Below are 26,978 nucleotides of genomic sequence, written 5' to 3'. Positions count from 1 at the left end.
TTATCTATTCTGCGGTATTCGATTCGTGTATCTGCTGAGGTTGCCTTGGGGTAGTGATAATGGTAGCAAAAGGGTATAGCGTAAGAAAGGCGGAACCGAGAGATTTGGCTGCGGTTATGCAGGTGGAACGGCAAAGCTTTGAAGAAAACATCGTTGAGGACGAAAGTGTATTTGCCGACCGCATCGCATATACTTCCGGTTGCAATTATGTTCTTGTTAAAGCTGATACGCAATCGGTGTGCGGTTATTTTACGGCTGAACTATGGGATGCCTTACAGATGGACGTCGGCGCGTTTGCACTCGGACATTCGGTAAGAGAACGTCATCAGCCTGCAGGAACGGTGTTGTATATATCTTCTTTTGCATTGTTGCCGGAAGTACGCGGACAAAGCATTGCCGAAAAATTTTTTGCTTCCGCTATAGAACGTATCGCCGTCGTTTTTCCGCAGGTGGAACAGGTCGTCTTGCTTGTGCATGAAGATTGGCATAAAGCAATCAGGATTTATGAAAAACAAGGCTTTATCCGCACACAAATTTTAGACCGGTTTGCATGGTTCGGGGACAGGCGGGCATTTATCTACGAAAAAACGATATAAAAAGACTCTAATTCCCCCTAGAGCGAATGTGATAAATCATGTCCTTGTAGGACGAACCGGTAGGTTTGCCGTTTTTAGAGGTTTTCCCTAAAATGCCCTCTGTTCATTCACCATGATCTTAAACTGGAACATAAAGGGGAAACTACTTGACAAAAAATAAATTAAAGACCATTTTTAGGCATGCTTAAATCTATCTTTAACGATGTGGGTATGCAGCTGCCGGAACAGATACGGAAGGCGGCGGTTGAATATCTTCCCGCCTTTCTTGCAGCGGAGGAGGCTGAAGTGTCTGCCGTACAAGCATTGCTTATTGCGAGGGCTTTTGATGCGAGCGGGTCCTTCGAACAGGTATTTACAGGTACCGAGCCGATTACTCGGCACTATCAAATCAACCTTATCCGTAGCTTTGAAAAAAATGTACAGCTGCTTGTCGATAAGATGTGGGTTGAAAAAGCCGACGAAGATGTAAAAGAGGATATTCTATATCGCCTCCGCTGTTTTTGTGAATCCATGCAGCAGGCAGAAAATCCGGCTGCTTACGCGGACTTGCTGCCTGAATGCCTCGGCGTTTTGCATGATGTGGTATTATTGCTTTTCGGTCGGCAAATCGACAGTGAAGGTTTTTTAGAGTACGCCATTCGTATAGATCCCGATTTCGGACTTTTTTGGTATTATCTTGAATGTCTAACGGTGCAACCTAGGCTTCCGGCAGAGAAAGCCCGCTTAGCTATCTTTCTTGGTATTTATTTTCTTGCTAATTTTTAAGTTGTATTCCATCCTTATTCCATTGACACGCTCATTTTAACAGATTGACAGAGACCAATTACCGGTGTATGTTACGGATATTTTCGCAGAAGATTTGGGGAGAGTCCATTTTACTCGTCATAATTGCGGAGGAGAAAATATGCAGAGAAGATTTATCGCAATCCTAATGCTGCTTTTTATGATATTTTGTGCCACTACGGTTTGTTTGGGATGTGTAAAAAGTACAAGAAAAAATGCAGAAAAAACTGTTTTAACACTGGGATCATGGCGTACAGATGATTTGGGAGCATGGACTCGCTTACTTGCCGAATATGAAAAAGTAAGCGGCGTATCTATTCAATTTAAGCCGATCAACCCACCCAATTACAATACAGAGCTTCGTATGCAGTTGGATAGTGGATCCGGTCCGGATTTAATGTTTGCTCGCTCTTATGCAATCGGTATGGAATTGTATGAGAAGGGTTTTTTGGTAGATATAAGCAATTTACCATATTTAGAAGAACATTTTTCCGAAAGCAGTAAAGATGCATGGCGAGGCTCTGACGGTAAATCTTTCGCAGTTCCTGTTGCTGCCGTGGTGCAGAGTATTTATTATAATAAAGATATTTTTGGAAGAGTAGATCTCGCTATTCCCACCACATGGGAAGAACTTTTGCTTGCCTGCAAAGATTTAAAAGATGCCGGATATACCCCATTTGCAAACGGACTTGCCGATGGATGGGATATCAATGAATGTTTTATGATGGGATTATTACCGAACTTTATCGGCGGCGAAAAAGGCAGGCATGAATATGAAAACGGCTTGCGTCCTTTTAACGATGGTGATATGGTTGCAGCCTTTTCTGCAATGAAGGATATTGCCCCCTATTGTTTCGAAAATTTTGAATCATTAACGTATGCTGATTCAAATATGCTTTTCGCAACGGGTAAAGCGGCTATGTATGCTGACGGTTCCTGGACACTCGACAGCTTTAAAGAGTTACCGTTTCAGTGGGGAAATTTCGCATTTCCACCTCCGGCCGGAAAACAGCCTGAAATTTGCTTCCATGTTGATGTAGGAATAGCGATGAATGCGAACGGAACGCATCAAAAAGAGGCTTGGGATTTCTTGTCGTGGCTTTGTACAGCCGAAGGAGCCACCGTTGTCGCAAAATATTTGCCGAGCGGTTTTTATTCTATGTTCAATGGGAGTATTCCTATCGAAAGTTCTCAAGGTGCCGAAATTTATGCACTTCTTACCGGGCGAGGGCAGGATGTTCGCTTTGTATGGCCAAGGTTGATGAACGGAACGCCTTCCGGCTATACTTTGCTGAATGATGGTGTAGTTGCCGTTATGAAAGGAGAAAAAACTCCCCAGCAAGCTGCCAATGCTTTAGCGGAAGGGCTTGCACAGTGGTATAAACCCTAACCTGTGGTTATACGCAGTGATGAGTTTAAGGTAAACAGACACTGTAGCTTGTAAGTACGCTACAAATTGAACAACTTCCAAAGGTGACACTTTGTGCAGTTGTTCAATCAGGAAAGTCTCTTCTATGATAAGCTTAGGCTTTAGCCCTACTCTTTGCTGTTACACACGGAACATCGATACGCAACACTGTAACCGATGCCGCCATCTGTTCGGTTATTTCAAAATCTCTGCCGCTTTGCGTTTTCATCATAAGCTGCAATCCGAAAATCTTTTCTGAAATATCTTCAACAATAACTACTATTCCGTCTCCCATAATGCTTGCATATTCCGAACCGTATTTACACGGAACATCGCCGCCGGAAACAATTGCAACATTCGTTTCAAGTTCAATAAAAACACACGGGTTCTTTTTGATGATATCGAGTTTCCGGCCTTCTTTTGCGCAATGCACATAGAGAGTTAACTTACCGCCGGTAAATACAAAACCGTACTGCATTGGTACTACATACGGACGGCCGTTATCGATCATCCCGATATGTACTACTTTTGCCTGTTCAATAATCGACTTTATTTGTTGATAGTCGGTTACTTCTCTGTCAGATCTTCTCATAGGTAAGACTCCTTGGTACATACTATATACCATAAACTGTCTATTACCAAGACTTACCACACGTTCTTACTTTTGAGAATACTGAAAGAAACAACCTTGGAGATGGCGACGAAAGCAGAAAATGGAATTTTGGAAAGCGAGATCGTACGGGGAATATCGATACCGCTGCCCGAATTTCAGTTGGAATATGTTGTGGAAGCTGAATTACATATTGAATTTGCTCTTATGCTGCCTAAAAAGCGAGGCGAAAAAACACAAAGCGAAATAGCCGATAAGCTGAATATTTCATATCAGTAATAACAATAACTGGAAAATCCGGAAAAGACGAACCCGGCGCTGCGAATCGCAAAGTTACAAAAAATATTCGGTTATAGATTTGTGAGTTTTTAAAAAACTTGACTCCTTATCCTGTCCTTGACAGTATCGTTAAGTTTCAGTATATTCGGTCACAGTGAAACCTTAGTAAGACTTATATAATACCGCTCGGTATTATATAAACGGTTATCATAAAGATAATTGCACTATGCAGAACTTCCTACTGCAAGTAAAGGGGTAAGGTTTCATTAGGAGACAATATGAAAATCTTACAATGCGGATATGGTCATATTGGGCAAGTTTTATTTCAAGACTTCCAAAAGATGGCCACGGCTTCAAAAGCGTCACTTTCCGTGTACGATCCTTACAGTCCAAATTGCCCATACAAAGTTAATGATTTACATGAGCATTACAATTTTGCTTTTGTCTGTGTTCCAACCGATAAAATGGATAGCGGCTCCGCGGATATTTCTATCGTTGTTGATCTTTGTAACCGAATCGATGCGGATGTGATTATTATAAAATCAACAATACCGGTAGATATTATTCGCTTTTTGCCTCAGAATGCTATTTTCTCTCCCGAGTTTACCGGTACTACGCCTCATTCAGGTTTACACAATTATGTAGTACTGGGCGGTTCACGTGGTTTATGCAACAAAGTAGCATATCTTTACACATTAATTCATAGTGCGGATTTTGAAATTATATATACGGATATAAAGACTGCCATTATTGCAAAATATATGGAAAATTGTTTTCTTGCTCTGAAAGTCACCTTTTGTAATGAAATTGCCCTTGCTTGTAAAAAAGAGGGGGTGGAATATGAAGATGTAAGAAATATTTTTATCAAAGATTCACGGATTAATGCCAGCCATACATTTGTATACGAAGAAACGCCTTATTATGATTCTCACTGTTTTAATAAAGATATCCCGGCGTTTAACGCACAGTTCAATTTACCGTTGATGTGTGCCGTAGAAAGAATTAATACGGATATGAAGAATGCTGTATTGAATAGAGCCAATGGGGTCAGCCATGAATAAGACTGATGACATAAATAACATTTTACCGGTTTATTACAGCATATTTATTACCGGTCTCCTTATCTCTAATGTACTAGGGTCAAAAATAGTAACGATTTACGGATTACGGATGCCTTCTGCAACTATAGCCTATGCCGTTACATACTTAATGACGGATGTCGTCGGAGAGTTATACGGAAAAAAAGCGGCTGATCGACTTGTGAAGATAGGTTTCATCTGTCTTATAATAAGCTTCTTACTGATCCGTTTAGCATTAATACTTCCGTCAGATAATGATACTTCTGCATTTAATCAAATTTTTAATTCTACTACCAGAATTATTATTGCAAGTTTATCGGGATATTTAATAAGTCAGAGTGTTGATGTGTTTATTTTCCATAAGATAAAATCTTATTCTGAAAAATATAAGTTTCTTCGAAATAATATAAGCACTATTATTAGCCAATTTATTGATACTGCGGTTTTCAGTTTTATTGCATTTTATGGTATTGTACCGAGAGTAGCTGATTTGCTGTATGGTGTTTTCTTTGCAAAAGTAATTCTTGCACTCTGTGATACTCCTTTTTTTTATCTACTGACAAGAAGATCGAAACAGCGGTATCAATGTTTCTGCCAAAATTTAGGAAGAAACAAGATGGTCAATATGGATTTATCGATTAAAAATGCCGATGACAAATAATTATAAAGTCGGAGTGCTTATTGCAACATCGATGGGGAGAAACGAACTACTGTTCTCGCGTGCGCTTCCTTCAGTTTTGTGCCAGACGAAAAAAGCTGACTGTGTTTTAATTGTTGATGACAATACCGACGAAACGGTGAGTGCTGAAGTGCAACATCATATCAGTATGCGTAATGATGCCAATATTCATTACATCAAGAATACTAAAACATCAGGAATGAGCGGTACCGGAGCATGGAATTCCGGAATTGAATGGTATAATGCTCGATTTTTAGATACCGACTATATTGCTATTCTGGATGATGATGACAGTTGGGATATACGGTATTTGGAAAAATGCAAAAATGCCATTAGTGTTGGTTCATATGCCCCTGATTTATTGGCAGCATATCTGAAGCGAAGCGACTGCAAAACGGCGAATATCTTTAGTTATGAAGATTTGGTCGTTAACTCTTTTCTATGCGGCAATCCGGGAATACAAGGCAGTAATATGTTTATTCGTCTTGGAATACTGAATTGTATAGGAGGATTTGATGAAAGCCTTCCAAGCTGCACGGATAGAGACTTGATGATCAGGATACTTAAATGCGTATCAAAAGAAAATATTAAAATAATACCCGAAGTACTTGTTAATCACTATGCTTGGAATGGTTCCATAACATATAACAAAAAGAAGAAAGAACAAGGGCTTACTTTGTTTTTTGAAAAACATATACTGCTTTATTCGGAAGAAGTATTACGCAAGGCTTTGGATCGTGCCGAAAGCTTATTTTCATATACTAATCGAACGAATATTTTGAAGTTGTTTAATCTTATCCGGAATAATGCCGGTACTGAAAAAATTGTTATCGGTGTTGCGATTCATAACGGTCGAAATACGATAAGACGATGCCTAACTTCAATTCTTGAACAAAAAAATATCAATGCACAGATATGGATTTTAATCGCTGACGATAACTCGACCGATTGTTGGGAAGAAACTGTAGAAGATTTGTTGATAAATCCGCAGATTATCATCACAAAAGTACAATATCAGAACGTATCAAAAACACGGAATCATCTTAATAAGTATATTGCAAAGTATTTTGGTGCCGTAAATTTAATAGGACGATTGGATTGTGATGATGAATATGCCGATCAATTTGTTCTTTCACACATTGAAAATTTAAAACGGCAAACCGATGCAGATGTTATTTTTGCAGGTAATTATCTGCGGCAGAATAATATGGTTATTGATCGTATTAATAAAGCGAGCAAGAGGCTAAAAAATCCACAGTATCTTTTACAACGATTAAAAAGTATGGCAGAAGGATTCGCCGATTCCGAATTACCGTCTTGTAATATCTTTCTTACATTAAAGAGTCTTGAAGAATATCCTGATATTCCCAGTGCAGAGGATCATTTTTTATCAGTAAGAATATTACTCAGTCATAAACAATACAATATTGCTTTCGCCGAAGGTGTATTATTGACGATCTATAATTTAGATGGAAATATGACTGCGAATAATAAAAAAAAAGATGATTATAAACAAGCCAGAGAAAAACTTTATCAAGAAGGGATACGTTTATGGAAAATACTGAACGAAAAGAAAGAGCTCAAAACATATTAGCACGGTATGGCTTGAAAAATCTTACGTATCTTGGACAAGGTTTTGAAGGTGTTGTGTTTCACAACGGACAGCATGTGTATAAAGTTGTTCTACCATGGTTCACGGGTGGAAATAAATGGTACACATATCAACATCTTACATTCTTTTTCGAAAAAGAAACATATAAGTCCTTTTATCAACTGGAAGAAGTGATTGAATTTGAAGGATTGGTTATAGAGAAATACCCATATGAACCATCAAAGCCGGTCACAGCATTTACAGAAGATGATGTGATTAATTTCTTAACCGAGTGTTGGCAAAAAAAGATTGTCATTCGAGATTGTAAAAAAGAAAATTTTATTCGCGTCAACGGTATTATAAAACTAATAGATTTAGACGGATGTCAATATTATAATGATAGCCTGTTCTTAAATGCTTGTGTACGAATGTATATCTTTCTTCATGAAAATGATAACCCTGATTTAAAAAAGCTACAACGAAGTGCAATTAATAATTTTGATCTTCCTGAATTAAAAGATTGTCGTACTTTTATAAATAAGATATTTGCAAATATTATGTATGAGGAATCAAAGACAGTCATTAATTCATTCGAGGTTGTTAAGAGAAAAGATCTTATTTATGAAAGTTATTCAATGCAGCAAATAGATAATCTTGAACAATTGTTTTTTAATAAAATCAAACAGCATTTATATCTATGTGATATTCAGATAAAGGATATACGACTTTCCGACAATAATACGTTTGTACCGGAGGCTATCATTGTCGGGTATAAAAAACTGCAACCGTTGCAAGACAAGGTTTCTCTATTGATTAAAACCTGCGCACAGGATGTTGAAACAATTGAACAGAATATAAAACATATTGTCAGGCAGCTTTCATGCCCAAATATATTCCATGAAGTCATTGTCTCTATCGACTCAAAAAAAGATAATTTTATTCGTCAATTTACCGAAAATGCCGATTTTGAGAAAGTTATTAACATAGTTGATACTTTAAAGAAAGAAGGCGTTATCGATAGATATTTTATATTCAATCCCGATTACACAGAGCGTATTAATTGGGATTGGTTCGGTTTGTCAACGAATCACACTCATTCGTCTTCAAATGTACCGATAAGTTCCCAGCTGTACGCTTTTGAGCAGTGCAGCGGCGACTATATTTTTCAAATGGATAGCGATGTGATGATTGGTCGAAGGGATATTGATCATTCGTATATGCAGGATATGCTTGCTGAACTTAAGAAAAATGAAAAAGTGATTTCCGTTGGATTTAATATTTGTAATTCACAGAGTAAGGCTTACTTCGGATTTGAGAACGGCGGATACGTGCCGGAAGTCAGAATGGGGCTTTTTGACAAGCAAAGAATGTTTAGGCTTCGTCCATTTCCGAATACATTAGATTGTGACGGTAGATTACAGTTAACATGGTATCGCTCGCTTGAAAAATTACAAAAAGAAACAGGATACTGTTCTATTCGAGGGGGGGATAACCGGACTTTTTATGTTCATCCTCAAAACTATCGGAAGAGTAACGCGTATAGTTGGATGAATATTCTTGATAGAGTAGAACAGAATATCATTCCGGATATTCAATATGATCATTTTGACTGCGAAGGTTCATTTTACGATTGGTGTACTCCGAAACGCAATGAGACAATGGTTGTACTTTCTTGTTTTAAAAATATTACTGTCGATAAATTTCTTCGGATGTGGTGTTCCTTAATAAGTCAAAGTTTTCAAGATTTCGGTATTTTGTTCTACGATGACTGCTCCGATAATGGTATGTCGCTTTTTATTGAACAAATAATTAAACCGTACCAGAATCGTATTACTTTCATAAAAGGGCGAACTCATTTACCTAAATTACAATGCGAATACATTGCGATTCACAAGTATTGTAATAATCCTGATTCTATTATTGTTTGCATTGATACCGATGATGCATTGATAGGACGTGAAGCATTATACGATGTATATAAAAAATATGAAATGTGGGGTGTTGATATGACTTGTGGGCGGGTTCATCAAACCTATCGGTTGCAACCACATTATCGCTATCCGGTAAATTTTCTGGAACCAAGAAAAAATGGCGGTAATGTCTGGCAGCATCTTAAAACATTTCGAAAATATCTTTTTGATTCAATTCCGATGTCATATTTTAAATATAATAATGCAGAATTAAAATATTCGCAACAAAAATGGTTTGAAAAGTGCGATGATTATGCCATGATGATTTCTATGGTTGAAATGAGTTCATCTCCTTTCCAAATGGATTTTATCAATTATTATTATGAACGCGATTATGAGAAGCGAAATGCGGATAGGGCTTTAAAAGAACAATGTATTAAAGAAATTCTTAGTAAAAGACCATTGACGGCCGCTACGTTGTATAAAAATAGAAAGATATTCAAGCCGAACCAAAATAAAATTGAAATAGATATTACTTTTGATTGCAATCTGAGGTGTAAAGGATGTAATCGTTCTTGCGGACTTGCCCCATCAAAAGATTATATGACAATCGAAGATATTGGCGCGTTTATCACCGAAAGTAAGAAACTACATCGAAGCTGGAAGCTCATTAATGTTTTAGGCGGAGAACCTACTTTACATCCCGATTTTATTGCTATTCTTAAAATGCTGCAAACAGAGTATGCTGATGTTTATAATAACGATGTGATTATTCAAGTTGTCTCAAACGGATTTACAGAGAATTCTAGAAGATTATGTAAAGAAGCGGAGCAATTTCAAAACGTGCGTATAGATTATGAATCATTTAAAACTAAAAATACCGTTGACTACTTTACTCCCTTTGCCGATGCTCCGGTTGACGACCCTGATTTTAATAGTGCGGATTTCGGTAAAGGTTGTTGGGTAACTTCATATTGCGGTATAGGACTTAATAAAAACGGTTATTTTGGCTGTTCCGTTTGCGGAGCAATCAGTAGAGTGCTAAAAGACGGTGGCGGTATACCTTACTTAAAGGATGCTACGGAGGAAACATTAGTCGGACAATTAAAAAAGTATTGCCGATATTGCGGAAATTTTAAACACTATGCAGAAAGCGACGGTGATTTTTTACCCCGCTGCGAAAAAGCTCCTTTCAGAAATATTATTTCTCCGTTTTGGGAGAAAGTATATGGAAATTACAATGTTGAAAAATAAAAAAGTAGTATTGGTAACGGGTGGCGCGGGATTTATAGGATCAAATGTATGTTCGGCACTATTAAATCGGAACTGTCATGTAATATGTATGGATAACTTATTTTGCAGCACATTAAAAAATATACAATGCTTTAGCCATAATCCTGATTTTGAATTTATTGAACATGATATAACACAACCGTTTTCATTTTATGTAGATGAGATATATAATTTTGCTTGTCCGGCATCACCGAAACACTACCAAAAAGATCCTATCTATACAATGAAGACAAATCTCATCGGGATACTGAATGTACTTGAACTTGCAACGCAGCATCATGCGACTATATTGCAAGCTTCGACATCTGAAGTTTACGGTGATGCACTTCAGCATCCACAGCAAGAGGATTACTGGGGAAATGTTAATCCTGTCGGCATCCGGAGCTGTTATGATGAAGGAAAACGGGCAGCAGAAAGCCTTTGTATGGATTATTATAGACAATACAAAACGCAAGTTAAAATAGCCAGAATATTTAATTGCTACGGGCCGGGAATGCAAATGGATGACGGACGCGTTATATGTAATTTTATCGTACAGGCGCTACAGCATAAAGATATTACCATATACGGTACGGGAGCACAAACTCGAAGTTTTTGCTATATAGATGATTTAGTGCGCGGTTTGCTTGCATTAATGGAAACTCCGGTAAAGGTAACGGGGCCTATTAATCTTGGAACATCTGAAGAAATAACAATTAATGAGCTTGCTATGCACATACTCAAACTTTGTGAAACTAATGTAACCTGTAAATATATGGCATTACCTACGGATGATCCAAAACAGAGACAACCTGATATATCACTGGCAAAAAAAGTATTGCAGTGGCAGCCTGTTATAAAGCTCGACAAGGGATTAGAAAAAACAATAGCGTATTTTAAAGACTTGCTTGCAATATAGATACTCTCAGATATGGACACGTGGGCGGTTCTGCTATGTTGAGTATTTTCAGTAGCAATGTTTCGCCTTTGGCAAAACTTGCAAGTTTAAGCGGCAATGCCGCTTAAACATTGGCACGGATGCCGCGCGTATTAAGCAGGAACAAGTTTGACACCGGTCAAACTTGTGTTCAGCGAAGTACACGGATGTACTTCGCTGAACGAGCAACGAAGTAGATACACACATCCAGCGCTTTTGCAAAGAGACGGTGCAGATACAAGGCGCGAGCAAAAATAAAGCGGAGACGTACTTGCTGTACGTTGAGCATTTTCAGAAGCGGCACGGATGCCGCGCGTATTAAGCAGAAACAAGTTTGACACCGGTCAAACTTGTGTTCAGCGAAGTACACGGATGTACTTCGCTGAACGAGCAACGCAGATGCGCCGTATATTTGCAAAAGGTCTAGTCGACACGAAAAAGTTGACTTTTCTGATACACAGGGAAAAAACGCTTTTGGCTACCGTTTTCGAACTGTACGGTAATCACCAATTCACTGCCGCTTTGTCGCGACTGTACGACATAGCCGTAGCCGTAGTCGTCGTGAAAGAGACGCTGCCCGCATTTCCACAGTGCGGCTTCTTCATCGGCGGGAGAGGCAAAGTTTGCAATGGACTGTCCTATCACGTCGACAAGACCGCTGTCAATTTCCGCTAAAAAGCGACTCGGTTCCATATACGATAGCTTCCCGTACATCCGCCGTGCCGCGCAGCTGGTCATATACAGCGCGTCTTGTGCACGGGTACAGGCAACGTACATCAACCGCCGCTCTTCTTCCATATCTTCGGCGCTTTCGTCATTGCGCGGAAAAATACCGTTTTCAAGACCGGTGATAATCACATTGCGGAACTCAAGGCCTTTTGTGTTGTGCATAGTGATAAGCTGTACGGCATCGGCTCCTGCATCGGTTTCCGCAAGGCTGCGGTCCAGTTCGATATGTTCCAAGAAGGAAGTCAGCCCGGCAGCCGAGCAGGGGTACAGCGAGGCGGTATTGGCAAGTTCCTGCAAGTTGGCTGTTTTCTGTGTGCCCATCACTTCGTCCTGATTCCGGTGAAAAACACCTAAACCTGTTTGCTCGATAACTGCTAATACAAAGGCAGCGAGCCGCTCGCCCTGCTGCCCGTGTTTCTGCGTAACTGCCTGTTCAGAGGCGCCGGTGTCTATGGTACTGCCGATTGGGGCATCAGACCACAGGTCGTCGGCTTGTGCATCGGCTTCCACTGCCGTATCAAACGCCGCAGCGCCGGCGGTATTTGCGGAATCGTATTCGGCAAGGAGGCTGCGGAGCGAATGCAATGTATTTAAAAACTCCTGCAGCGCGGTACCTGCTTTCTTGGGTATCGGGAGTTTTGCTCCTGCGCCGAGCAGTACAGTAATATAGTCGGCTCCTTGTTGCGGCTGCTGTTGCGGTGTATCTTCTGTCTGTTGTCGCAAGGGTAGGGCAGTGGGTTCTTGCAGTTGAGTGAACTCCTGTTGAGCGCTTCTGCTGTCTTGTTCCGATGAACCTGCCTCTGCCGCTTCTCCCGCATTTTCAGATGAATCTGTATTTGCAGATAAACTTGCAAATGCTGCGCGGGCATACGCGATCAGTTTATTCTGTGTGGTTTCGCCGATTCCCCGCGCGGGTTTATTTACCATACGGCGGAAGGCAATTTCGTCGCGCCCGTTTGCGATAAGCGCCAAAAGAGCCAGCGCATCCTTAATTTCCTCGCGTTCGTAGAACTTGAGCGTACCGACTACCTTGTGCGGAATTTTTTCGTGCAGGAAAGTTGTTTCAAAGTTGAGCGACTGTGCATTAGTGCGATACAAAATTGCCCAATCCGAATAGGAGCCGCCCGCCCGCACCGCCTTTTTGATGAGCTGCACACACAGTTCCGCCTCCGCGTCTTGAGACGGTAGGTAATAAAGGCAGGGCTTTTGTCCGCCGGTTCCGCGCGCTGCAATCAGCGTTTTACCGAGCCGTCCCTCATTGCGGGACACAACCGAGTCGGCGACGCGCAAAATCGGTTCATACGAGCGGTAGTTCCGCACCAGCCGGATAATCTTTGTGTGCGGAAACTGACGGTCAAAGGTCAGGATGTTCTGCACCTCCGCGCCGCGGAACCGGTAAATGGACTGATCGTCATCACCGACAACGCAAACATACGTATCTTCGCCGGTCAGTTCCCGCAGCAGCTGAAACTGAGCGCTGTTTGAATCCTGATACTCATCCACGAGGATCACTTTAAAGCGTCTATGCAGCTGTTGCGCAATAGCGGTATGCTCTTGCAGCAGCTGAACCGGCAGCATAATCAAATCGCCGAAGTCGGCATTTCCCGTTTCGCGGAGCCGCTGTTGATACGCACGGTAGATTACAGCAAACTCAGGCGCGGGGTCGATCATCGTAAGCTGCGGACTATCGGGCAAAAGGCAATAATCTTTCGCGCGGGAGATTTTCCGTATAAAGCGCTGCGCCTCCTGCTTATTTAGCTGAGGCAGCGCTTTCATCAGCAGTGTTACCGAATCATCATCATCGTAAATCGTAAAATTAGGAGAAAGCCCCGCCCATTCGGCATACCGGCGCAGCATCCACGCTCCGAAGGAGTGAAAGGTTCTGATACTCGATCGACCCGCGCGTTCATCCAGCGCCCGTGCCCGTTCCGCCATTTCTCGAGCAGCCTTGTTGGTAAAGGTAACTGCCAAAATCGATTCGGGGCGTACCCCCTGTTCAGCAATGAGCCACGCAATTTTTGTTGTAATAACCCGTGTCTTCCCCGAACCCGCACCTGCCAAAATCAAAAGCGGCGAGCCGGTATGACACACCGCTTCAAGTTGTTCAGGATTTAAAACCGATAAATATCCGCACGTTTCTTCCATCGTTCTCATGTTACTTTTGGCTAAGATTTCCCGTCAGCAATTCTTTAAGTTGATCTAAAATCTGCCCGCCGCCGGTAATGGAAATTTGGCTGATCTTTTCGCTCATCTTATCGACATATTCAAGTTCTTTGAGCTTTAGCAGCAAGGGATTTTCCTCCATCAATTTGGCAGTGTTGAGGAGGCTCCGCGTAGAAGCGGTTTCTTCGCGGCGGGTGATGATATTCGCCTGCGCCTTCTTTTCGGCAATCAGCACTTGATTGACAATATCCCGAATCTCTCCCGGCAAAATAATATCTTTCAGTCCGCATGAAAGCACTTCGATACCGAATTGTGCTTGATAGGGTTTTAAGGTCTCCATGACGAAAGTATTGATTTCCTGTTTTTTCTGCAGCAGCTCATCAAAAAGGAGCGTACCGACATACTCGCGCAACGCGAGCTGGAAGCACACGTACAGCTGATTTTCATAATCGGCATTTGAAACCAGCGCAGTAACCGGATCGTTTATTTTATACCGGCACATAAAATTAAGCCGGAGCAGGATTTTATCCTTTGTCAATATTTCTTGACCTGAAATTTCAAGTTGCCGTGCACGCATATCGGCTTTTATCACATTGATGGATTGAGCGCTTTTCCAGAAAAAATAATTCCCCGGTTCCAGTATTTTGATGAATTGTTTATCAAAGTAGAGAAGCCCCTTCTCGTATGGTTCAACTCCATAGCTGATAACGTAGGGTTTCAATACATCGGCAGTGAGGATATTCCGATCAATATCCGCGCTGATTTCAGGATTGTTCAAATCAATCTGCTGAAATGTTTTAACGCGGCTATTATTCCAAAAAATATGCTGTCCCGGTGTCAACACATCTTTTAAAAGCTCATCCTCAAAATAGAGCGCAATATGACCGGCGCTTACGGTAACGGTTTCCGTTTGATTGCGGAATGCCTCGTCGGCAAGCAGTTCAGCCGGATCGCCTGCGGTATGCAGTTCTTCAAAAACCGAATGATATTCAAGCGTATAGCTTTTCCAATTCAAAAAAAATCCAGGCTTTAGGATTTTGATAAACTTTCCGTGCTTAAATAGCAATACCTTTTGATCATATCGAATATACATACTTCCTACGGGTAATTGCATCAGGCTGTTTTTACGGCCCCGCAGAATTATTGGGGTTGTTCAACCAGAATTGAACCACTTCGCGGTTCAAATGGTCTCACAACCTCAATAATTCTGCGATTTTTACCTATGCGTCTGATACAATTACCCTCTCTCCTAAAATAAATGGCGCGAAAATTTCTTGAAAATTTCGCGTAATATAATTAAAGAATACGGAAGACCTGTCCTGCCGTCGAAGAACGGATCGCGGCTTTAGGAATGCTGCAATGCTTCTATGCTCGGTACGGTTAGGAGCTCTTTCTAAAAAGAGAACCGTAGCGTACTGAGTTTCGGCAGCTGCGCTCTACATTCCGGTATCTGCTGCAATGCTAAGTTGTCCGCCGGTTGCCGTCTGCAAGCTCCTCACCTGCCCCCGCACAAGTCCTCGGGACGGCACGGCATCAGATAGAAACAGCATGCAAAAGCGCCGAGACATCAGCGCCTTTGCCGCAGACAGCGAGGACAAGTATTCCGTATGTGTTGTGGTGCTTCTTTTCAGAAGCTGTGTTACCATACGCTGCGTGAAGTGCAGTTGGGAATCGAACCCAATTAGTCCAGTCCGGGCGAGAGAGCGCTTTGCTCTAACTCGACACCGGGTTATCTCATATTTTTTCACGGCAGAACGCAGGAGACTACCGTTCCGGCGCTGCTGTGCTCTGAATGAAACACCGCGTGAAAAAAACAGACGTCTTATTGTATGAGTTTATTGAGGGCTTGACTAGGGGAAAATGAAAGCTTAGGGCAAATATTTAAAAAATGTTGAGTGTACTTGCCTTCTTTTTGCGAGCATTTCTAGAAATTATACCTGAGTTTTTTGCAGATGCCTATGATTGTATAACAGGCACTATGAGAAGTATTATACCATAGGTTTACAGATTTTGACAGCAAAGTAAAAGAATATTGAATTAGCCGAATGCGTGAGCACGCAATACGGCATTTATTTTTGTCTGGTACCCTTTACCTTGTGATTTGTATCACTCTAAGACATCGGTATCAACCCTTATATGAATTTCCGTCTTTTTTGGTTTGTACCATTCAGGATGGAGTTTTGCGTAAAGCTTAGGGATTGCTTCTTTGAGTGGCCGGAACTGAGCTAATTCTTCTTTGATTTGTATTTGACCAAACTTTAAAGCAACCGTTGACACAAGTCGGTTTTTTGAGATAGACTATATTGTTATGTCCTGCCGTACGCGGCTTTCATCTCGATGAAGTACGGTAAGCATGATCCGGTAAACGCTGATAATCAAATGCGGTTTTGGGCGTTTGCCATGCTCTTTTTTATCGTTCCCTAATAAAAGAGACTACTGTAACACCGCTGCGGTGTTCTTATTAGATTTACGAGGTGAAAAATGGCAACAAGACAGCCGAAAGGTAAATTGGTCCGCCGGTTCGGATCAAATATTTTTGGAAATCCTAAATACAGTAAGTTATTGGATAAAAAACCGAATGCTCCCGGTAAGGAACGCGGCGCTAAACAACGTGGAAAACTTTCCGTTTACGGCGAACAGTTAAAGGAAAAACAGAAATTCCGCTTTGCGTATGGTATGTCTGAGCGTCAGTTCAGTAATCTGTTCCAAAAAGCATTTAAGATGTCCGGTGTTACCGGTGATAATATGCTCTCCTTAATGGAACAGCGGTTGGATAATACCATTTATCGAATGGGCTTTGCGGTAAGTCGTGCGCAGGCGCGCCAGATGGTTTCTCACGCTTATTTCTTACTGAATGGTAAACCGGCAAATATCCCGTCCATGCGGGTTAAAGTCGGTGATGTCATCACGACAAAAGACAAGAAAGGCTTCCAAAATCTTATCCGGCACAACTTAAGCACCGTACAAGGTTCAAAGGGAGGGTGGCTTTCCGTTAATGATGAAAACTTATCTGCAACGGTAACGGCACTTCCTACTCCCGCCGATATTCAACCGGTTGGAAATATCCAGTACGTCGTCGAATTCTATTCTCGGTAGTTCGGTAGTATAGAAGTACTTTAAAAAATTCAACACCTACAAAAGGCTTCCTAATATATGCTGTATGTGCATAAGCGGGAAGCCTTTTTATTTATACGGCCGTGCGAGAATTACATTTGCTTCTGTATTTCGATTAGGGATAACGAAGCGGCAACTCTGCCCGAGCTGCTATACCAGTGCATGCACCATTTTTTTTATGATTTCCATCTGATAAGGGGTGAGTTTTATAAGATCATGCGTGATATCTTGTATATCGATATGCTTTGAATTATAAATCGGATCCTTCCCTGTCACCAAATACTCCACCGAAACGCCGAGTGCTGATGCTATTTTAACAGCTGTTTCCACATTCGGTAAAACTCCGCGCGCATCTATATACGACAAAAATGTACTGTTACTGATTCCTACTTCCGCGGAGAGTTCTTTTACGAGCAATCCTTTATATTCAATCTCTTGTCTAAGCCTATCCTTAAAGCCCATAGCCGCAGGATATCATAATCTTGATGTTGATGGCAACCGGATTTTACGGCGGACATGGAACTGCCGCTGCTGTTGGCGCGATTTATAAAGAGCATGGGTATCCGGAATTTTTCGATTTGGCAAACGTCTCTGCAACTGTCGGATTAGTTGGTGGTATTGTGCTCGGTATGGTTCTTATTAACTGGGGAACACGGAAAGGTTATACGAATTATGTTGAATCACCAAAGCAGCTTCCTGAACATATCCGCACGGGACTTATCCCTGAAAATCAGCAAAAAAGCGGTGGAAAAATTACTATTTCGAATATGTCCTTGGATCCGCTTGCGTTCCATATTGGAATCATCATGATTGCTACAATGTTGGGTAAATGGTTCTCAGTTATGGTCAAGAGTCAAGTGAGCTGGCTCTCCATTCCGGAATTTGTTTCCGCGTTACTCTTCGGGTATGTCATGCAATTCTTTTTAAAGAAAACCGGTGCTACCAAGTATGTTGATAGATACACCGTACAAAGAATAAGCAGTACTGCAACGGATGTATTGGTTATATCCGCCATCGTCGGCTTAAAACTCAATGTTATTGCAGCAAATTTTGGACCGCTTTTAATCAGCTTTGCCTTCGGTCTTGTCCTCAATATTGCATGGTTCCTGTATGTCGGTAAATACAGTTCTTCTAAAGATTGGTTTGAACGGGCTATTATGAATTACGGTCGCGCAAACGGTGTTATTGCAACGGGGGTATTGCTCAGCAGAGTTGTTGACCCTGATCAAAAATCAAGAGGTTTGGAAGATACCGGCATAACAGATTTGCTTAATAGACCTATTGCAATTGCGTTACAAGCATTGCCTCCTATCTTTATTGCGATGGGCGGGGCGTATCCGATGTATACGACATTAGTTATGTGGGTCGGTTTTATCGTGTTAACGGTTGTCGCTTTAGCATTTAAATGGTGGACTCCCGGAAAAATGCAATATTCAGGAGGTGAACAACTATGATGAGATACGATATCATGCATTTTGAGGCGCTCGGTAAAGAAGCGGAGTTTTTGAAGAATATAACAGAAGAACTGCAAAAGAGAGGTTCATTGCCTGCTTCTTTTACCTCTTTGATTACGCCGTTGACTATCCAAGAGTACCTGAAAGAAAATATAGTTGATTTACCCGATATCATTACGACAAAAACGCATTCAAAGTTGCCCAATGCGTATGTTAATGAAGGGATTAAAAAAAGCGTTATTACACGAAGTGCAGGGTATGATCATTTTGAACATTTGCAATACAAAATTAACTTAGCAAGTTTAAGAGAGTATTGTATCGATGCCGTTGCACAAACTGCAATAAAATTTCTTTATTGCACAGCGGGCAATCTGAATGAGTATTCGTATAACACGAAGGTTTTTGAACGAAAAAATACCAAATCTTTTATGGAGTTGGGAAAAAGCAGGATTGCTACCGTGTACGGTGTTGGGAAGATTGGTAAGCGAGTTTATGAAGACCTCGAAGCAAACGGTTTAACTGTTCAAGCCGTTGATATTCGTGAAAATGAATTGAAACAACTACCGGAATATAAAGATTGCCGTTTTACAGATCGGGACACCGCTATTGCAAATTCCGATATACTGATCAATGTAATGAATTTAACAAAAGATAAAAATAGCAGGTTTTATAATGAAGGATATTTCGATGAAAAATATCTTTTAAAGGCAAAAAAACCTTTGATTTTTATCAATGTTACAAGAGGTGAAATTGCTCCCGAAGCAACGTTACTGAAGCTGTATGGAGAAGGGAAGATTACCGGTATTGCAGCAGATGTGTTCAGCCAAGAGTCTGAATTGACGGATTATTTACGTGCAAACGATTTTACCGGTTGCCGTAATGAAAATATCCTGGCAGCTAAAGAGATTATCGATGAAGCGTTATCAAGGAAATCGAATTTCTATGTGCAGCCCCATCAAGGGTTTAATTCGGATATAGCCGCAAAGACTAAAGCTACTGAAGCAATGAACCATGTTGTGTTCTGGTTGAAGAACGGTAAAGATCACTTTAAAGAACAATTACCGTATTATAAATAGTAATTTTATTCGCGCGGAGGGTTTAATACCCCGACGCTTACGTCGTAACAAAGGGTATTAAAGCCGACTGCAACCACCTTATAGAACACACAGTGCGAAACGTTGAGCACTGCGCCCCGACGCTTGCGTCGGGGTTGTTGATTTTTTAATAATGTGAGCATCCTGTGCAGTGTATTCCCTGCACAGGAAACTGCGCTGTCAGACGCTGCTTTAAGATTAAACCTGTTCGGAAACTTCCGTTTCGGAACAGGTTACTTTGAAATGCGAAGTTCTAAATCGTGCTATTTGTGCGATTTAGAACTCGGTGACCTGTTCGACAACGCAGTTATCGAACAGGTCTATTCTAAAGCGTTTACTTTTTCAAAGAGATAAAAGATTAAACTCATCAACACCGCGACGGCGGACGCAAGTACCATTCCTTTAAACTCGATTTGCCCCAGTCTAATGGATACACCGCTTAATCCTGTTGTGAAGATAACGGAGGTTAGCATAAGGTTTTTCGGCTTGGAGTAGTCGATTTTTGAGTCAACCAAGAGTCGGATACCGGAGGCGCCAATCATACCATAGAGAAGGAATGTTACACCGCCGATAACATCACCCGGTATGGTTTGGATAATTGCTGCAAGCGGACTGATAAAAGCCATCAGGATGGAAATGGCTGCAGCTCCGCCGATAACGTACACGCTGTATACGCCGGTAACTGCCATAACGCCGATATTTTCACCGTATGTTGTCGTGGGAACGCCGCCAACCATACCCGAAAGTGCAGTGGAGAAATTATCTGCAAAGATGGTACGATGCAATCCGGGATCTTTAATAAGGTCTCGTTTAATGATATTCGATGTAACGACCTGATGACTGATGTGCTCGCTTGTGATAACCAGCAGTACCGGCAACATCGTTAAAATTGCTTTGATGTCGAATTTGGGTAATTGGAAGTGGGGTAGGGTGAAAATGCCTGCTTCTTTAATCGGTGTAAAATCGACCAATCCGAAGAAGACGGAAGCCGTGTATCCGGCGATAATTGCGATCAGGATCGGAATGGTGGAAAAGAAACCTCTAAAGAGGACAGATCCGAATACCGCAAAACCGAGCGTGATAAAAAATACCGTGATATCCGCTGTAGTAACGTTATCGGTCATAATATTAGCGCCGATGTTGCCGCCACGGACGGTAAGGCCTACCAGCTCAAATCCGATGAGCGCAACAACCGAACCCATTGCCGCAGGAGGAAGAATAATATTGATCCACGATGAGCCGAATTTATAGATAATCAGCGCAATCAGACAGCCGAGTAATCCCGTTACTACAAAAGCGCCGAGTGCATATTGGAACCCCATGCTAGAGATAATCAAACCGGCCGGCCCTAAAAATGCAAAGCTGGAACCGAGGTAAGCCGGAGCCTTTCCCTTTCCGATAAGGATGAAAAGCAGTGTTCCTACTCCATTCATCAGCAGAACTATGCCCGGATCAATTTGGAAAATGATGGGAACCAGAACCGATGCACCGAACATTGCAAACGTGTGCTGCAGGCTAAGCGGAAGGAAAAGGCTAGCCGGTACTTTTTCATCTACCTGATAGATTTTTTTCATCAAGACCTCCATCTAACATCGCATTTCAAGGTAACCTGTTCTGAAACGGAAGTTTCAGAACAGGTTACCTTGAAATGCAGGCAGTTCCGAGCGGATCGTCGGCACTTGCCCAAAATTTCCACACTGTAGCATTTTTACCGCTTTCGGCGCAATAGGATAGTTTCGGTGTACAGGGTAATTGCATTGAGCTTTGTGGTTAGTCGTTTTTATTTCCAAAAAATTTATGATGGTAGGCTTCCAAATCCTTGTCTTCGATATGGGTGTAAATTTGAGTAGTGGCGATGCTTGCATGACCGAGGAGGCATTGGACAGAACGGAGGTCGGCACCGCCTGCGAGTAGATGTGTCGCATACGAGTGACGGAGTGTGTGGATTTTTGTGGTAACGCCGCTCAGTTGTTCGATTTCTTGTAAACGTTTCCAAATACCTTTACGGCTAAGCCGTTCGCCATGGTGATTTAAGAACACCGCTCCGGTGGTTTCGGTGTTTTCACGGTGTGCCGGTTTTAAAAGAAGCGAGCGTGCCGTTTTTAAATAAGCAGCGAGTCGCGTTCCTGCCTGCGAACCGAAGGGGATGATGCGCTCCTTGCCCCCCTTGCCGTGAACTTTTAGCAACTGCTCGTTAAAGAAAATATCCTCCAGCGAAAGCGTTACCGCTTCGCTTACGCGCAGCCCCGCCGAGTAGATAAGTTCAAACAGAGCGCGGTCACGGATACCGTTCGGTGTATCCAGCGGAATAGCTTCTAAGAGCTTATCTACTTCATCGGGTTCAAGCGCCCGCGGCAAGTTTTTTTCGCGGCGGGGACTTTCCAGCTGTTCTGCGGGATTATCGGCGCGGACGTTTTCCAGCTGCAAAAATCGGTAAAAGGAGCGGAGCGCCGCCTGATCTTTCGCAAGTGTCCTTCCCGTTACCCCTTCTGCCGCCCGCGCAAGGAGAAACCCGATACAGTCGTCTTGGGAAGCATCTTCGATAAGGCGCTCCTCACCCAGCTGCTGCTGAAAAAGTCGCAGCGTATTGAGATACGTTTTAGCGGTCAGCTGCGCACGCGCCTCCGCCGAGATTAAATATCCGTAAAATGCCCGTAATTGTATTTCCGTCATAGCCGTGTGTTCAGGATAAGCACACCAGAGTTTTTTTGAATCTCTTCCGCAGAATAATTAAGGCCGTGAGACCATTTGAACCATCTTCAACTGTTGTACACGGATGTACATTTTTCAACGATGCCATCCATGACAGTCCTGGTTGAATGGTCTTGATTATTCTGTGAGGTTGCCTAAAAAAAACTGATGCGATTGCTTTACCATATTTGCGGATACTATACACGGAATTGCAAGAAAATGCAAAGAAAAACCGCACAGCCGCGAAGAGAAAGTTTAGTTCTTCTTAAGCTTTAACGCATTACTTTGATAAATAAGTTTCCAGTGCTGAGGGTTGCCTATTTTATCCGTTATCGTAAATTTATTTTCGTAGCCTGATGGAATAGTAAAACCGGAATCGCCCTTCACTATTTCTCGGTTGTTTTTATAACCGCCTAAACTGTTTAACGTGATACGTGCAATATTTTCCGTAGCGGTTAGCGCACCGGTCAGCGTGATAAAGGCAGTATTCGTCAAATATATGTCATTCTTGCTTGGGCCAGTGGCTCCTCCGCTTGGTTCAACATTAATAACCGTAGAACCCGACATATTGAAGACCGAATCGTCAATATATATAGCCCCTCCGTCCCTTTTGGCAGTGTTGCCGATAACGGTAGTATCTTTAAGCGTAAGCTTTTTATCGCTATAGATACCGCCTCCATTTCCAACGTTGCTATTCTGGTTAGAAGCTTCATTATTCTCTATCCTAACACTGTCCATCGTACACGTTCCTGCATTAACCATTCCGCCACCGTGGTATTGTACGTTGTTATCCTTTATCTCAGCATGGTTAATAGCTGCCGTTCCACGGTTATACACGCCCCCGCCGTAATCAGCCGTATTTTTAGAGATGATAACAGGTTTCTCGCTAGACCCATTGATAGTTAATGTACCGAGTTTAATATCGCCTGAATCTTTATCTACAAAAATACCGCCACCGTTGCTATTGGTACCCATTGCCACATTTTGGAGAATTTTTACGTCCTGTTTGAGAATACACTCAGCCTCCTCGCTGACGAATATACCCCCGCCTTTCGGTGCTTTACACCCTTCAACAATCACCTTTTCCAGCGTACATGTTCCTTTATACAGATATACACCGCCGCCGGCACTATCTGTGCCGGTTGCTTCACAGTTTTTAATCGTTACATTCTCCATTTTAAGGGAACTATTCCCCGCGACATACACACCACCGCCGTTACCCGTGCCTGTTCCCAGCCCAATTGTGCCGTTACCGATGATTTTTGTACCTGCTTCTAAAATACATTCGGCACCTCCATCAACAAAGATACCACCGCCCTGTACCGCGAGGTTACCTTTTCTTGAATCATCGTCGCCGATGGTACATCCTATTATAGTAACTTTAGCGCCTTCGTTATAAATAGCCCCGCCCCCGTCGCTCTGACCTGTGCCCCCAGTTGAATTATTTATAAAAGATCCGCCGGTTATAGTAAGAGTTCCACCTTTGACGTATATTCCGCCGCCGCTTTTCGCACTACAGCTATCAACCTTTACATTTTCCAAAGTACCGGCTGCTTTATACAGATATATACCGCCGCCGGTGCCACTACCATTCTCTTTGGTTTTGCAATTTTTAATTATCGTGTCTTTTATGCTCACCGTTCCTTTCGGCTCTTGAATATATATACCACCGGAAGAAGCGGAACCTTTGCCTTTACAAAGATTTATTTCGCAGTTTTCAAGCTTTAAATCTTTACCTTTATTAAAATAAATACCGGCTACATTATATTGGGTCTTACAGTTATTAATCGTTACATTCTTCATTGTAAGGGAACTATTATGGTCAACATAGACGGCATATTTTTCGGTCTTGGTTAAAATTAAATTTTCAAGCGTTAAGGTTTTGTTGCCACTCACCTCAAAAATACCGGTACTCTTGGCATTGGATTGCTCACTATCAGCTCCCTTACCACCTGCATTCAAAGTATACGTACCGCTGCCTTTTGATTTTATGGTGATATTATTATTTACCTCGATTATAGAGTCCTTGCCGACTGCATGAGATATGTTGTAGGTAAGATTCTGTGCTATTTCGATAATAGTGCCCTCGGTAGCACTTTGCACTTTAGCCCGTAACTCTTCCCAACTAGTTGCCTCTATTGTCGGTCCCTGACCGCCAACTGCCTTAAACTTGACGATAACGGTTACATTATCCTGCACCGTTAGAGAAGCTTTTTTATTATCGCCGGAATCAGAAACCGCACCTGTCCAGAGGTCTACGTCATAGCCGGCAGCAGGATCTGCGGTAAAGTTTATCGTACTATTGTGCGGAACGGATTCAAATTGCTGCTCAGTTAAACCGTTCGCCGTTTTAGGTGTGCCGCTATGTGTGCCTGTTAGAGAGCCATGCTCACCGTCTACTTTAAATGTTACGGTATAGGTATTTAGCGTCCACTGCGCAGTGTATGTCGTATCTGCGGCAGGGAACACGGGATGTGTAGGCAATGAAGGATTCCAGTCGTTGAAGGTATAGCCCTCTTTTATAGGATCCACAGGCTTGGTAAACGGAGTTCCCCGAAGACCGGTCATTGTAATAGCATTTGTACTGCCGTTGATCTTTCCACCTGCAAGATTAAACGTTACAGTAACTATCTTCCCCTGAGTACCTACCGTAACCGGTTCCGAATACAGTCCTTTTGCATCCTTTAATTTAACCGTATACTCTTCTTTGGAACTATCCGGCTTTGCTGCAACATCGGTTTTAAAATATAGCGTCCAATCGGAAGGAATATCCTTCGCATCGGGGATAGTTAATTTTGTTACTTTTTCTTTACCGATAAAAGGGCTGTCAGCTTGTGCTTTCAGCTGTTTCAATTTACGGTCAACCGAAAGGTTGTATATTGTTCCGTTGATTTCAACACCGGCAATATCCCCATGCAAAAGCCCGTTGCCGCATGTTTTTTTCATATCGTCATCCGACAGTTGCAAGCACAGCACATAATAACAAGTTTCGGAAGGTGGAGCGGTTTCTGTCTGTCCAATAACACATTCGGCAATAGCCGGAGGAGGAGTATTTACGTTGAGCTTAAACGGAATGTTTTGCTTAAACACTCTGCCGTCCGTGGTATAGAGTATAATAGAAGGAGTTATATCTCCTCTGCCCCATTCATACTTTTGTAAAAAGGCAGGGTTATAGGTAAGCTTCAGTTCGGTATTTGAAATTTTTTTAAACTCATAATCATTGCCGGATTGCGGTGCAGCAACTCTTTTATCGGGGGCATCCGGAATATGCGGAAATGAAATAATATCGGCAGGAGCATCGGAATCCCCCGGCATTTTTAAATTTAAGTTTTTAGAGTTGTGCACGGTAAATGTAACGGTTACGGGTGCCTTTGAGGAAACGTATTGCATACCTTCCGTATAGATTTGAGGCTGCGGCTCAAACCGATACTCCGTAATCGATACGCCGGCTGACCAATAGCTTAAATAATCTTCAATATCTTCCGTGTAATTTTTACAGGCTATGGAAAGGCAAAACGCAAAAACTGAGAGAATAACTATCCGCACAACTTTTTTCATGTAAAACTCCGGCAGAATCGAAAGCTTCTGCAAAAGCAGTATTCTTTTATTTTAACTCATATTACTCAAAAAAGAAAGAACAAATGTATTTGCCTTCTCAAAATTTACTGCCTGCCAAGCCTGGCAAGGATACACGCACCGACTACCGGCTCAAAACGGCGGCGGACAATCCGCACCTGCGGCAACGCATCACAGATATATGCGGCGGTCAGTTTTGCAAAAGAAGATTGATGTTCCAAAATGCCGCCGGAGAATACCACTTCAGCCTCCGTTCCGTCAAAGAGAGCGCCGTATACGCTGCGGGTAAGGAGCGACAGGTCTTGTGCGGCCGTTGTCAAAATATGTGTTGCAACCGCATCCGATTGCTGCGCCGCCTGAAATACACAGGGCGAAAAAGAGGCAACCCTCGATTTATCAAAGTTTGTATACAAAAAGGGAAATAATTCCCGTATGGTGTTGACACCGTAATGGTTAAACAGCATCGGAGCCAATATGGTACGCTCTCCGCGCCGTTCCAAAGCAGCGGCGGCGGCTTTAATCCCGTCCAATCCTATCTTAAAGCCGGAACCTTCGTCCCCAATCAAATGGCCAAGCCCACCGGCACGGGCGGTTCTGCCGTTTTTGTCTAAGCCGGCAGCAATGGAACCGGTACCGCTCACCACGATAATGCCTTCCGCCGTTCCGGTACCGCCTGCGAGTGCGGCCAGTGCATCGTTGCAAAGGTACAGAGGGCAGCGGATTCCCTCGCCGGTAAAAAAACGGCGGAAATCTTCGGTCTCTTGCTCCGTGCTCATACCGGCGGAAGCAAAGCAGCCTGCAGCGCAGTTCTGCACATCGATGCCGCTTTCAATTTTGAGTTTTTGAATCAAGTCGCGGAGATTATCGCAAGCTGCATCAAACCCTACCGCATACCGGTTGGTAGAACCGCCCTTTACCTGTGCAATCAGCCGATCGGTTTCATCACAGATACCGAGCCGGGACTGTGTTCCCCCTCCGTCGATCCCAAAAAATAATTGCTTCATACCTATGCC

The 26,978-nt window shown here is 42.4% G+C and carries 21 protein-coding genes and 1 pseudogene; 12 read left to right on the top strand and 10 right to left on the bottom strand.

The features are described 5' to 3' along the window. Positions 1-59: 59 nt before the first annotated feature. The 3 genes from ABH09_RS08600 to ABH09_RS08590 all read left to right on the top strand — a co-directional run bounded on the left by ABH09_RS08600 (position 60) and on the right by ABH09_RS08590 (position 2,769). Positions 60-596, top strand: a complete 537-nt coding sequence (locus ABH09_RS08600; protein ID WP_253714085.1) for a GNAT family N-acetyltransferase — start codon at positions 60-62, stop codon at positions 594-596. A 180-nt stretch (positions 597-776) separates the two neighbouring features. Next, positions 777-1,361: a hypothetical protein gene (locus ABH09_RS08595; protein ID WP_162663931.1), complete on the top strand. Its 585-nt coding sequence runs from the start codon at positions 777-779 to the stop codon at positions 1,359-1,361. Positions 1,362-1,500: 139 nt separating this feature from the next. Then, on the top strand, positions 1,501-2,769 hold the full coding sequence (locus tag ABH09_RS08590; RefSeq protein WP_253714084.1) for an ABC transporter substrate-binding protein: 1,269 nt from the start codon (positions 1,501-1,503) through the stop codon (positions 2,767-2,769). A 133-nt stretch (positions 2,770-2,902) separates the two neighbouring features. Here ABH09_RS08590 and ABH09_RS08585 read toward each other — a convergent pair whose 3' ends face one another. After that, entirely contained in the window at positions 2,903-3,379 is a 477-nt protein-coding gene (locus ABH09_RS08585) for a pyridoxamine 5'-phosphate oxidase family protein (protein WP_253714083.1), read from the bottom strand. 12 nt (positions 3,380-3,391) lie between these two features. On the opposite strand from ABH09_RS08585, the gene ABH09_RS08580 reads away from it, so the two are divergent. The 6 genes from ABH09_RS08580 (at position 3,392) to ABH09_RS08555 (ending at position 11,126) form a co-directional block, all read left to right on the top strand. Further along, entirely contained in the window at positions 3,392-3,676 is a 285-nt protein-coding gene (locus tag ABH09_RS08580; protein WP_253714082.1) for a hypothetical protein, read from the top strand. 278 nt (positions 3,677-3,954) lie between these two features. After that, positions 3,955-4,737 carry a Rossmann-fold NAD(P)-binding domain-containing protein gene (locus ABH09_RS08575; protein WP_253714081.1) on the top strand — a complete coding sequence of 261 codons (783 nt, stop codon included), beginning with the start codon at positions 3,955-3,957 and terminating at the stop codon, positions 4,735-4,737. Then, entirely contained in the window at positions 4,730-5,416 is a 687-nt protein-coding gene (locus ABH09_RS08570; protein ID WP_162663927.1) for a queuosine precursor transporter, read from the top strand. Before ABH09_RS08575 ends, ABH09_RS08570 begins: the two co-directional genes overlap by 8 nt. After that, positions 5,400-7,028: a glycosyltransferase family 2 protein gene (locus ABH09_RS08565; protein WP_253714080.1), complete on the top strand. Its 1,629-nt coding sequence runs from the start codon at positions 5,400-5,402 to the stop codon at positions 7,026-7,028. Before ABH09_RS08570 ends, ABH09_RS08565 begins: the two co-directional genes overlap by 17 nt. Next, complete coding sequence (locus tag ABH09_RS08560; protein WP_253714079.1) at positions 6,986-10,189, top strand: radical SAM protein; 3,204 nt, start codon at positions 6,986-6,988, stop codon at positions 10,187-10,189. Before ABH09_RS08565 ends, ABH09_RS08560 begins: the two co-directional genes overlap by 43 nt. Continuing rightward, positions 10,164-11,126 (top strand): UDP-glucuronic acid decarboxylase family protein, encoded by a 963-nt coding sequence (locus tag ABH09_RS08555; RefSeq protein ID WP_253714078.1) that lies wholly within the window; start codon positions 10,164-10,166, stop codon positions 11,124-11,126. Before ABH09_RS08560 ends, ABH09_RS08555 begins: the two co-directional genes overlap by 26 nt. Before the next feature lie 441 nt (positions 11,127-11,567). Here ABH09_RS08555 and ABH09_RS08550 read toward each other — a convergent pair whose 3' ends face one another. From ABH09_RS08550 to ABH09_RS13035, 4 genes and pseudogenes are all read right to left on the bottom strand, one after another. Continuing rightward, the gene (locus ABH09_RS08550; RefSeq protein WP_253714077.1) at positions 11,568-14,018 is read right to left on the bottom strand and encodes an ATP-dependent helicase; all 2,451 of its coding nucleotides are present in this window, start codon (positions 14,016-14,018) and stop codon (positions 11,568-11,570) included. A gap of 10 nt (positions 14,019-14,028) precedes the next feature. Beyond that, complete coding sequence (locus ABH09_RS08545) at positions 14,029-15,051, bottom strand: slipin family protein (RefSeq protein WP_253714076.1); 1,023 nt, start codon at positions 15,049-15,051, stop codon at positions 14,029-14,031. A 421-nt stretch (positions 15,052-15,472) separates the two neighbouring features. Then, positions 15,473-15,682, bottom strand: coding sequence for a hypothetical protein (locus ABH09_RS08540; RefSeq protein ID WP_253714075.1), 210 nt, complete (start codon positions 15,680-15,682; stop codon positions 15,473-15,475). Positions 15,683-16,073: 391 nt separating this feature from the next. After that, positions 16,074-16,142, bottom strand: a pseudogene (locus tag ABH09_RS13035) (BrnA antitoxin family protein); the annotation flags it as partial. Between the two features lie 375 nt (positions 16,143-16,517). Here ABH09_RS13035 and rpsD point away from each other — a divergent pair. Beyond that, positions 16,518-17,132, top strand: coding sequence for a 30S ribosomal protein S4 (gene rpsD / locus ABH09_RS08535; RefSeq protein ID WP_253714074.1), 615 nt, complete (start codon positions 16,518-16,520; stop codon positions 17,130-17,132). A 168-nt stretch (positions 17,133-17,300) separates the two neighbouring features. Here rpsD and ABH09_RS08530 read toward each other — a convergent pair whose 3' ends face one another. Further along, the gene (locus ABH09_RS08530) at positions 17,301-17,612 is read right to left on the bottom strand and encodes a helix-turn-helix domain-containing protein (protein ID WP_253714073.1); all 312 of its coding nucleotides are present in this window, start codon (positions 17,610-17,612) and stop codon (positions 17,301-17,303) included. Positions 17,613-17,635: 23 nt separating this feature from the next. Here ABH09_RS08530 and ABH09_RS08525 point away from each other — a divergent pair, with 23 nt between their 5' ends. Both ABH09_RS08525 and ABH09_RS08520 read left to right on the top strand, forming a co-directional pair. Next, positions 17,636-18,604 carry a sodium/glutamate symporter gene (locus tag ABH09_RS08525; protein ID WP_253715758.1) on the top strand — a complete coding sequence of 323 codons (969 nt, stop codon included), beginning with the start codon at positions 17,636-17,638 and terminating at the stop codon, positions 18,602-18,604. Next, entirely contained in the window at positions 18,601-19,680 is a 1,080-nt protein-coding gene (locus tag ABH09_RS08520) for an NAD(P)-dependent oxidoreductase (protein WP_253714072.1), read from the top strand. Before ABH09_RS08525 ends, ABH09_RS08520 begins: the two co-directional genes overlap by 4 nt. A gap of 338 nt (positions 19,681-20,018) precedes the next feature. Here ABH09_RS08520 and uraA read toward each other — a convergent pair whose 3' ends face one another. The 4 genes from uraA to ABH09_RS08500 form a co-directional block, all read right to left on the bottom strand. After that, positions 20,019-21,272 carry a uracil permease gene (gene uraA, locus ABH09_RS08515; RefSeq protein WP_253714071.1) on the bottom strand — a complete coding sequence of 418 codons (1,254 nt, stop codon included), beginning with the start codon at positions 21,270-21,272 and terminating at the stop codon, positions 20,019-20,021. Positions 21,273-21,468: 196 nt separating this feature from the next. Further along, positions 21,469-22,371, bottom strand: coding sequence for a tyrosine-type recombinase/integrase (locus ABH09_RS08510; RefSeq protein ID WP_162663892.1), 903 nt, complete (start codon positions 22,369-22,371; stop codon positions 21,469-21,471). Positions 22,372-22,644: 273 nt separating this feature from the next. Then, positions 22,645-25,947 carry a right-handed parallel beta-helix repeat-containing protein gene (locus ABH09_RS08505; protein ID WP_253714070.1) on the bottom strand — a complete coding sequence of 1,101 codons (3,303 nt, stop codon included), beginning with the start codon at positions 25,945-25,947 and terminating at the stop codon, positions 22,645-22,647. A 104-nt stretch (positions 25,948-26,051) separates the two neighbouring features. Further along, positions 26,052-26,969, bottom strand: coding sequence for an N-acetylglucosamine kinase (locus ABH09_RS08500; protein WP_253714069.1), 918 nt, complete (start codon positions 26,967-26,969; stop codon positions 26,052-26,054). Positions 26,970-26,978 lie beyond the last annotated feature (9 nt).

The organism is Treponema sp. OMZ 803 (assembly GCF_024181165.1).
Classification (GTDB): Bacteria; Spirochaetota; Spirochaetia; order Treponematales; family Treponemataceae; genus Treponema.
This window is presented reverse-complemented; position numbering and strand designations above follow the sequence as displayed.

Coding starts and splice junctions, on each gene's coding strand:
- ABH09_RS08600 (WP_253714085.1), top strand. CDS start 60: ATGGTAGCAAAAGGGTATAGCGTAAGAAAGGCGGAACCGAGAGATTTG.
- ABH09_RS08595 (WP_162663931.1), top strand. CDS start 777: ATGCTTAAATCTATCTTTAACGATGTGGGTATGCAGCTGCCGGAACAG.
- ABH09_RS08590 (WP_253714084.1), top strand. CDS start 1,501: ATGCAGAGAAGATTTATCGCAATCCTAATGCTGCTTTTTATGATATTT.
- ABH09_RS08585 (WP_253714083.1), bottom strand. CDS start 3,379: ATGAGAAGATCTGACAGAGAAGTAACCGACTATCAACAAATAAAGTCG.
- ABH09_RS08575 (WP_253714081.1), top strand. CDS start 3,955: ATGAAAATCTTACAATGCGGATATGGTCATATTGGGCAAGTTTTATTT.
- ABH09_RS08570 (WP_162663927.1), top strand. CDS start 4,730: ATGAATAAGACTGATGACATAAATAACATTTTACCGGTTTATTACAGC.
- ABH09_RS08565 (WP_253714080.1), top strand. CDS start 5,400: ATGCCGATGACAAATAATTATAAAGTCGGAGTGCTTATTGCAACATCG.
- ABH09_RS08560 (WP_253714079.1), top strand. CDS start 6,986: ATGGAAAATACTGAACGAAAAGAAAGAGCTCAAAACATATTAGCACGG.
- ABH09_RS08555 (WP_253714078.1), top strand. CDS start 10,164: ATGGAAATTACAATGTTGAAAAATAAAAAAGTAGTATTGGTAACGGGT.
- ABH09_RS08550 (WP_253714077.1), bottom strand. CDS start 14,018: ATGGAAGAAACGTGCGGATATTTATCGGTTTTAAATCCTGAACAACTT.
- ABH09_RS08540 (WP_253714075.1), bottom strand. CDS start 15,682: ATGGTAACACAGCTTCTGAAAAGAAGCACCACAACACATACGGAATAC.
- rpsD (WP_253714074.1), top strand. CDS start 16,518: ATGGCAACAAGACAGCCGAAAGGTAAATTGGTCCGCCGGTTCGGATCA.
- ABH09_RS08530 (WP_253714073.1), bottom strand. CDS start 17,612: ATGGGCTTTAAGGATAGGCTTAGACAAGAGATTGAATATAAAGGATTG.
- ABH09_RS08525 (WP_253715758.1), top strand. CDS start 17,636: ATGTTGATGGCAACCGGATTTTACGGCGGACATGGAACTGCCGCTGCT.
- ABH09_RS08520 (WP_253714072.1), top strand. CDS start 18,601: ATGATGAGATACGATATCATGCATTTTGAGGCGCTCGGTAAAGAAGCG.
- uraA (WP_253714071.1), bottom strand. CDS start 21,272: ATGAAAAAAATCTATCAGGTAGATGAAAAAGTACCGGCTAGCCTTTTC.
- ABH09_RS08510 (WP_162663892.1), bottom strand. CDS start 22,371: ATGACGGAAATACAATTACGGGCATTTTACGGATATTTAATCTCGGCG.
- ABH09_RS08505 (WP_253714070.1), bottom strand. CDS start 25,947: ATGAAAAAAGTTGTGCGGATAGTTATTCTCTCAGTTTTTGCGTTTTGC.
- ABH09_RS08500 (WP_253714069.1), bottom strand. CDS start 26,969: ATGAAGCAATTATTTTTTGGGATCGACGGAGGGGGAACACAGTCCCGG.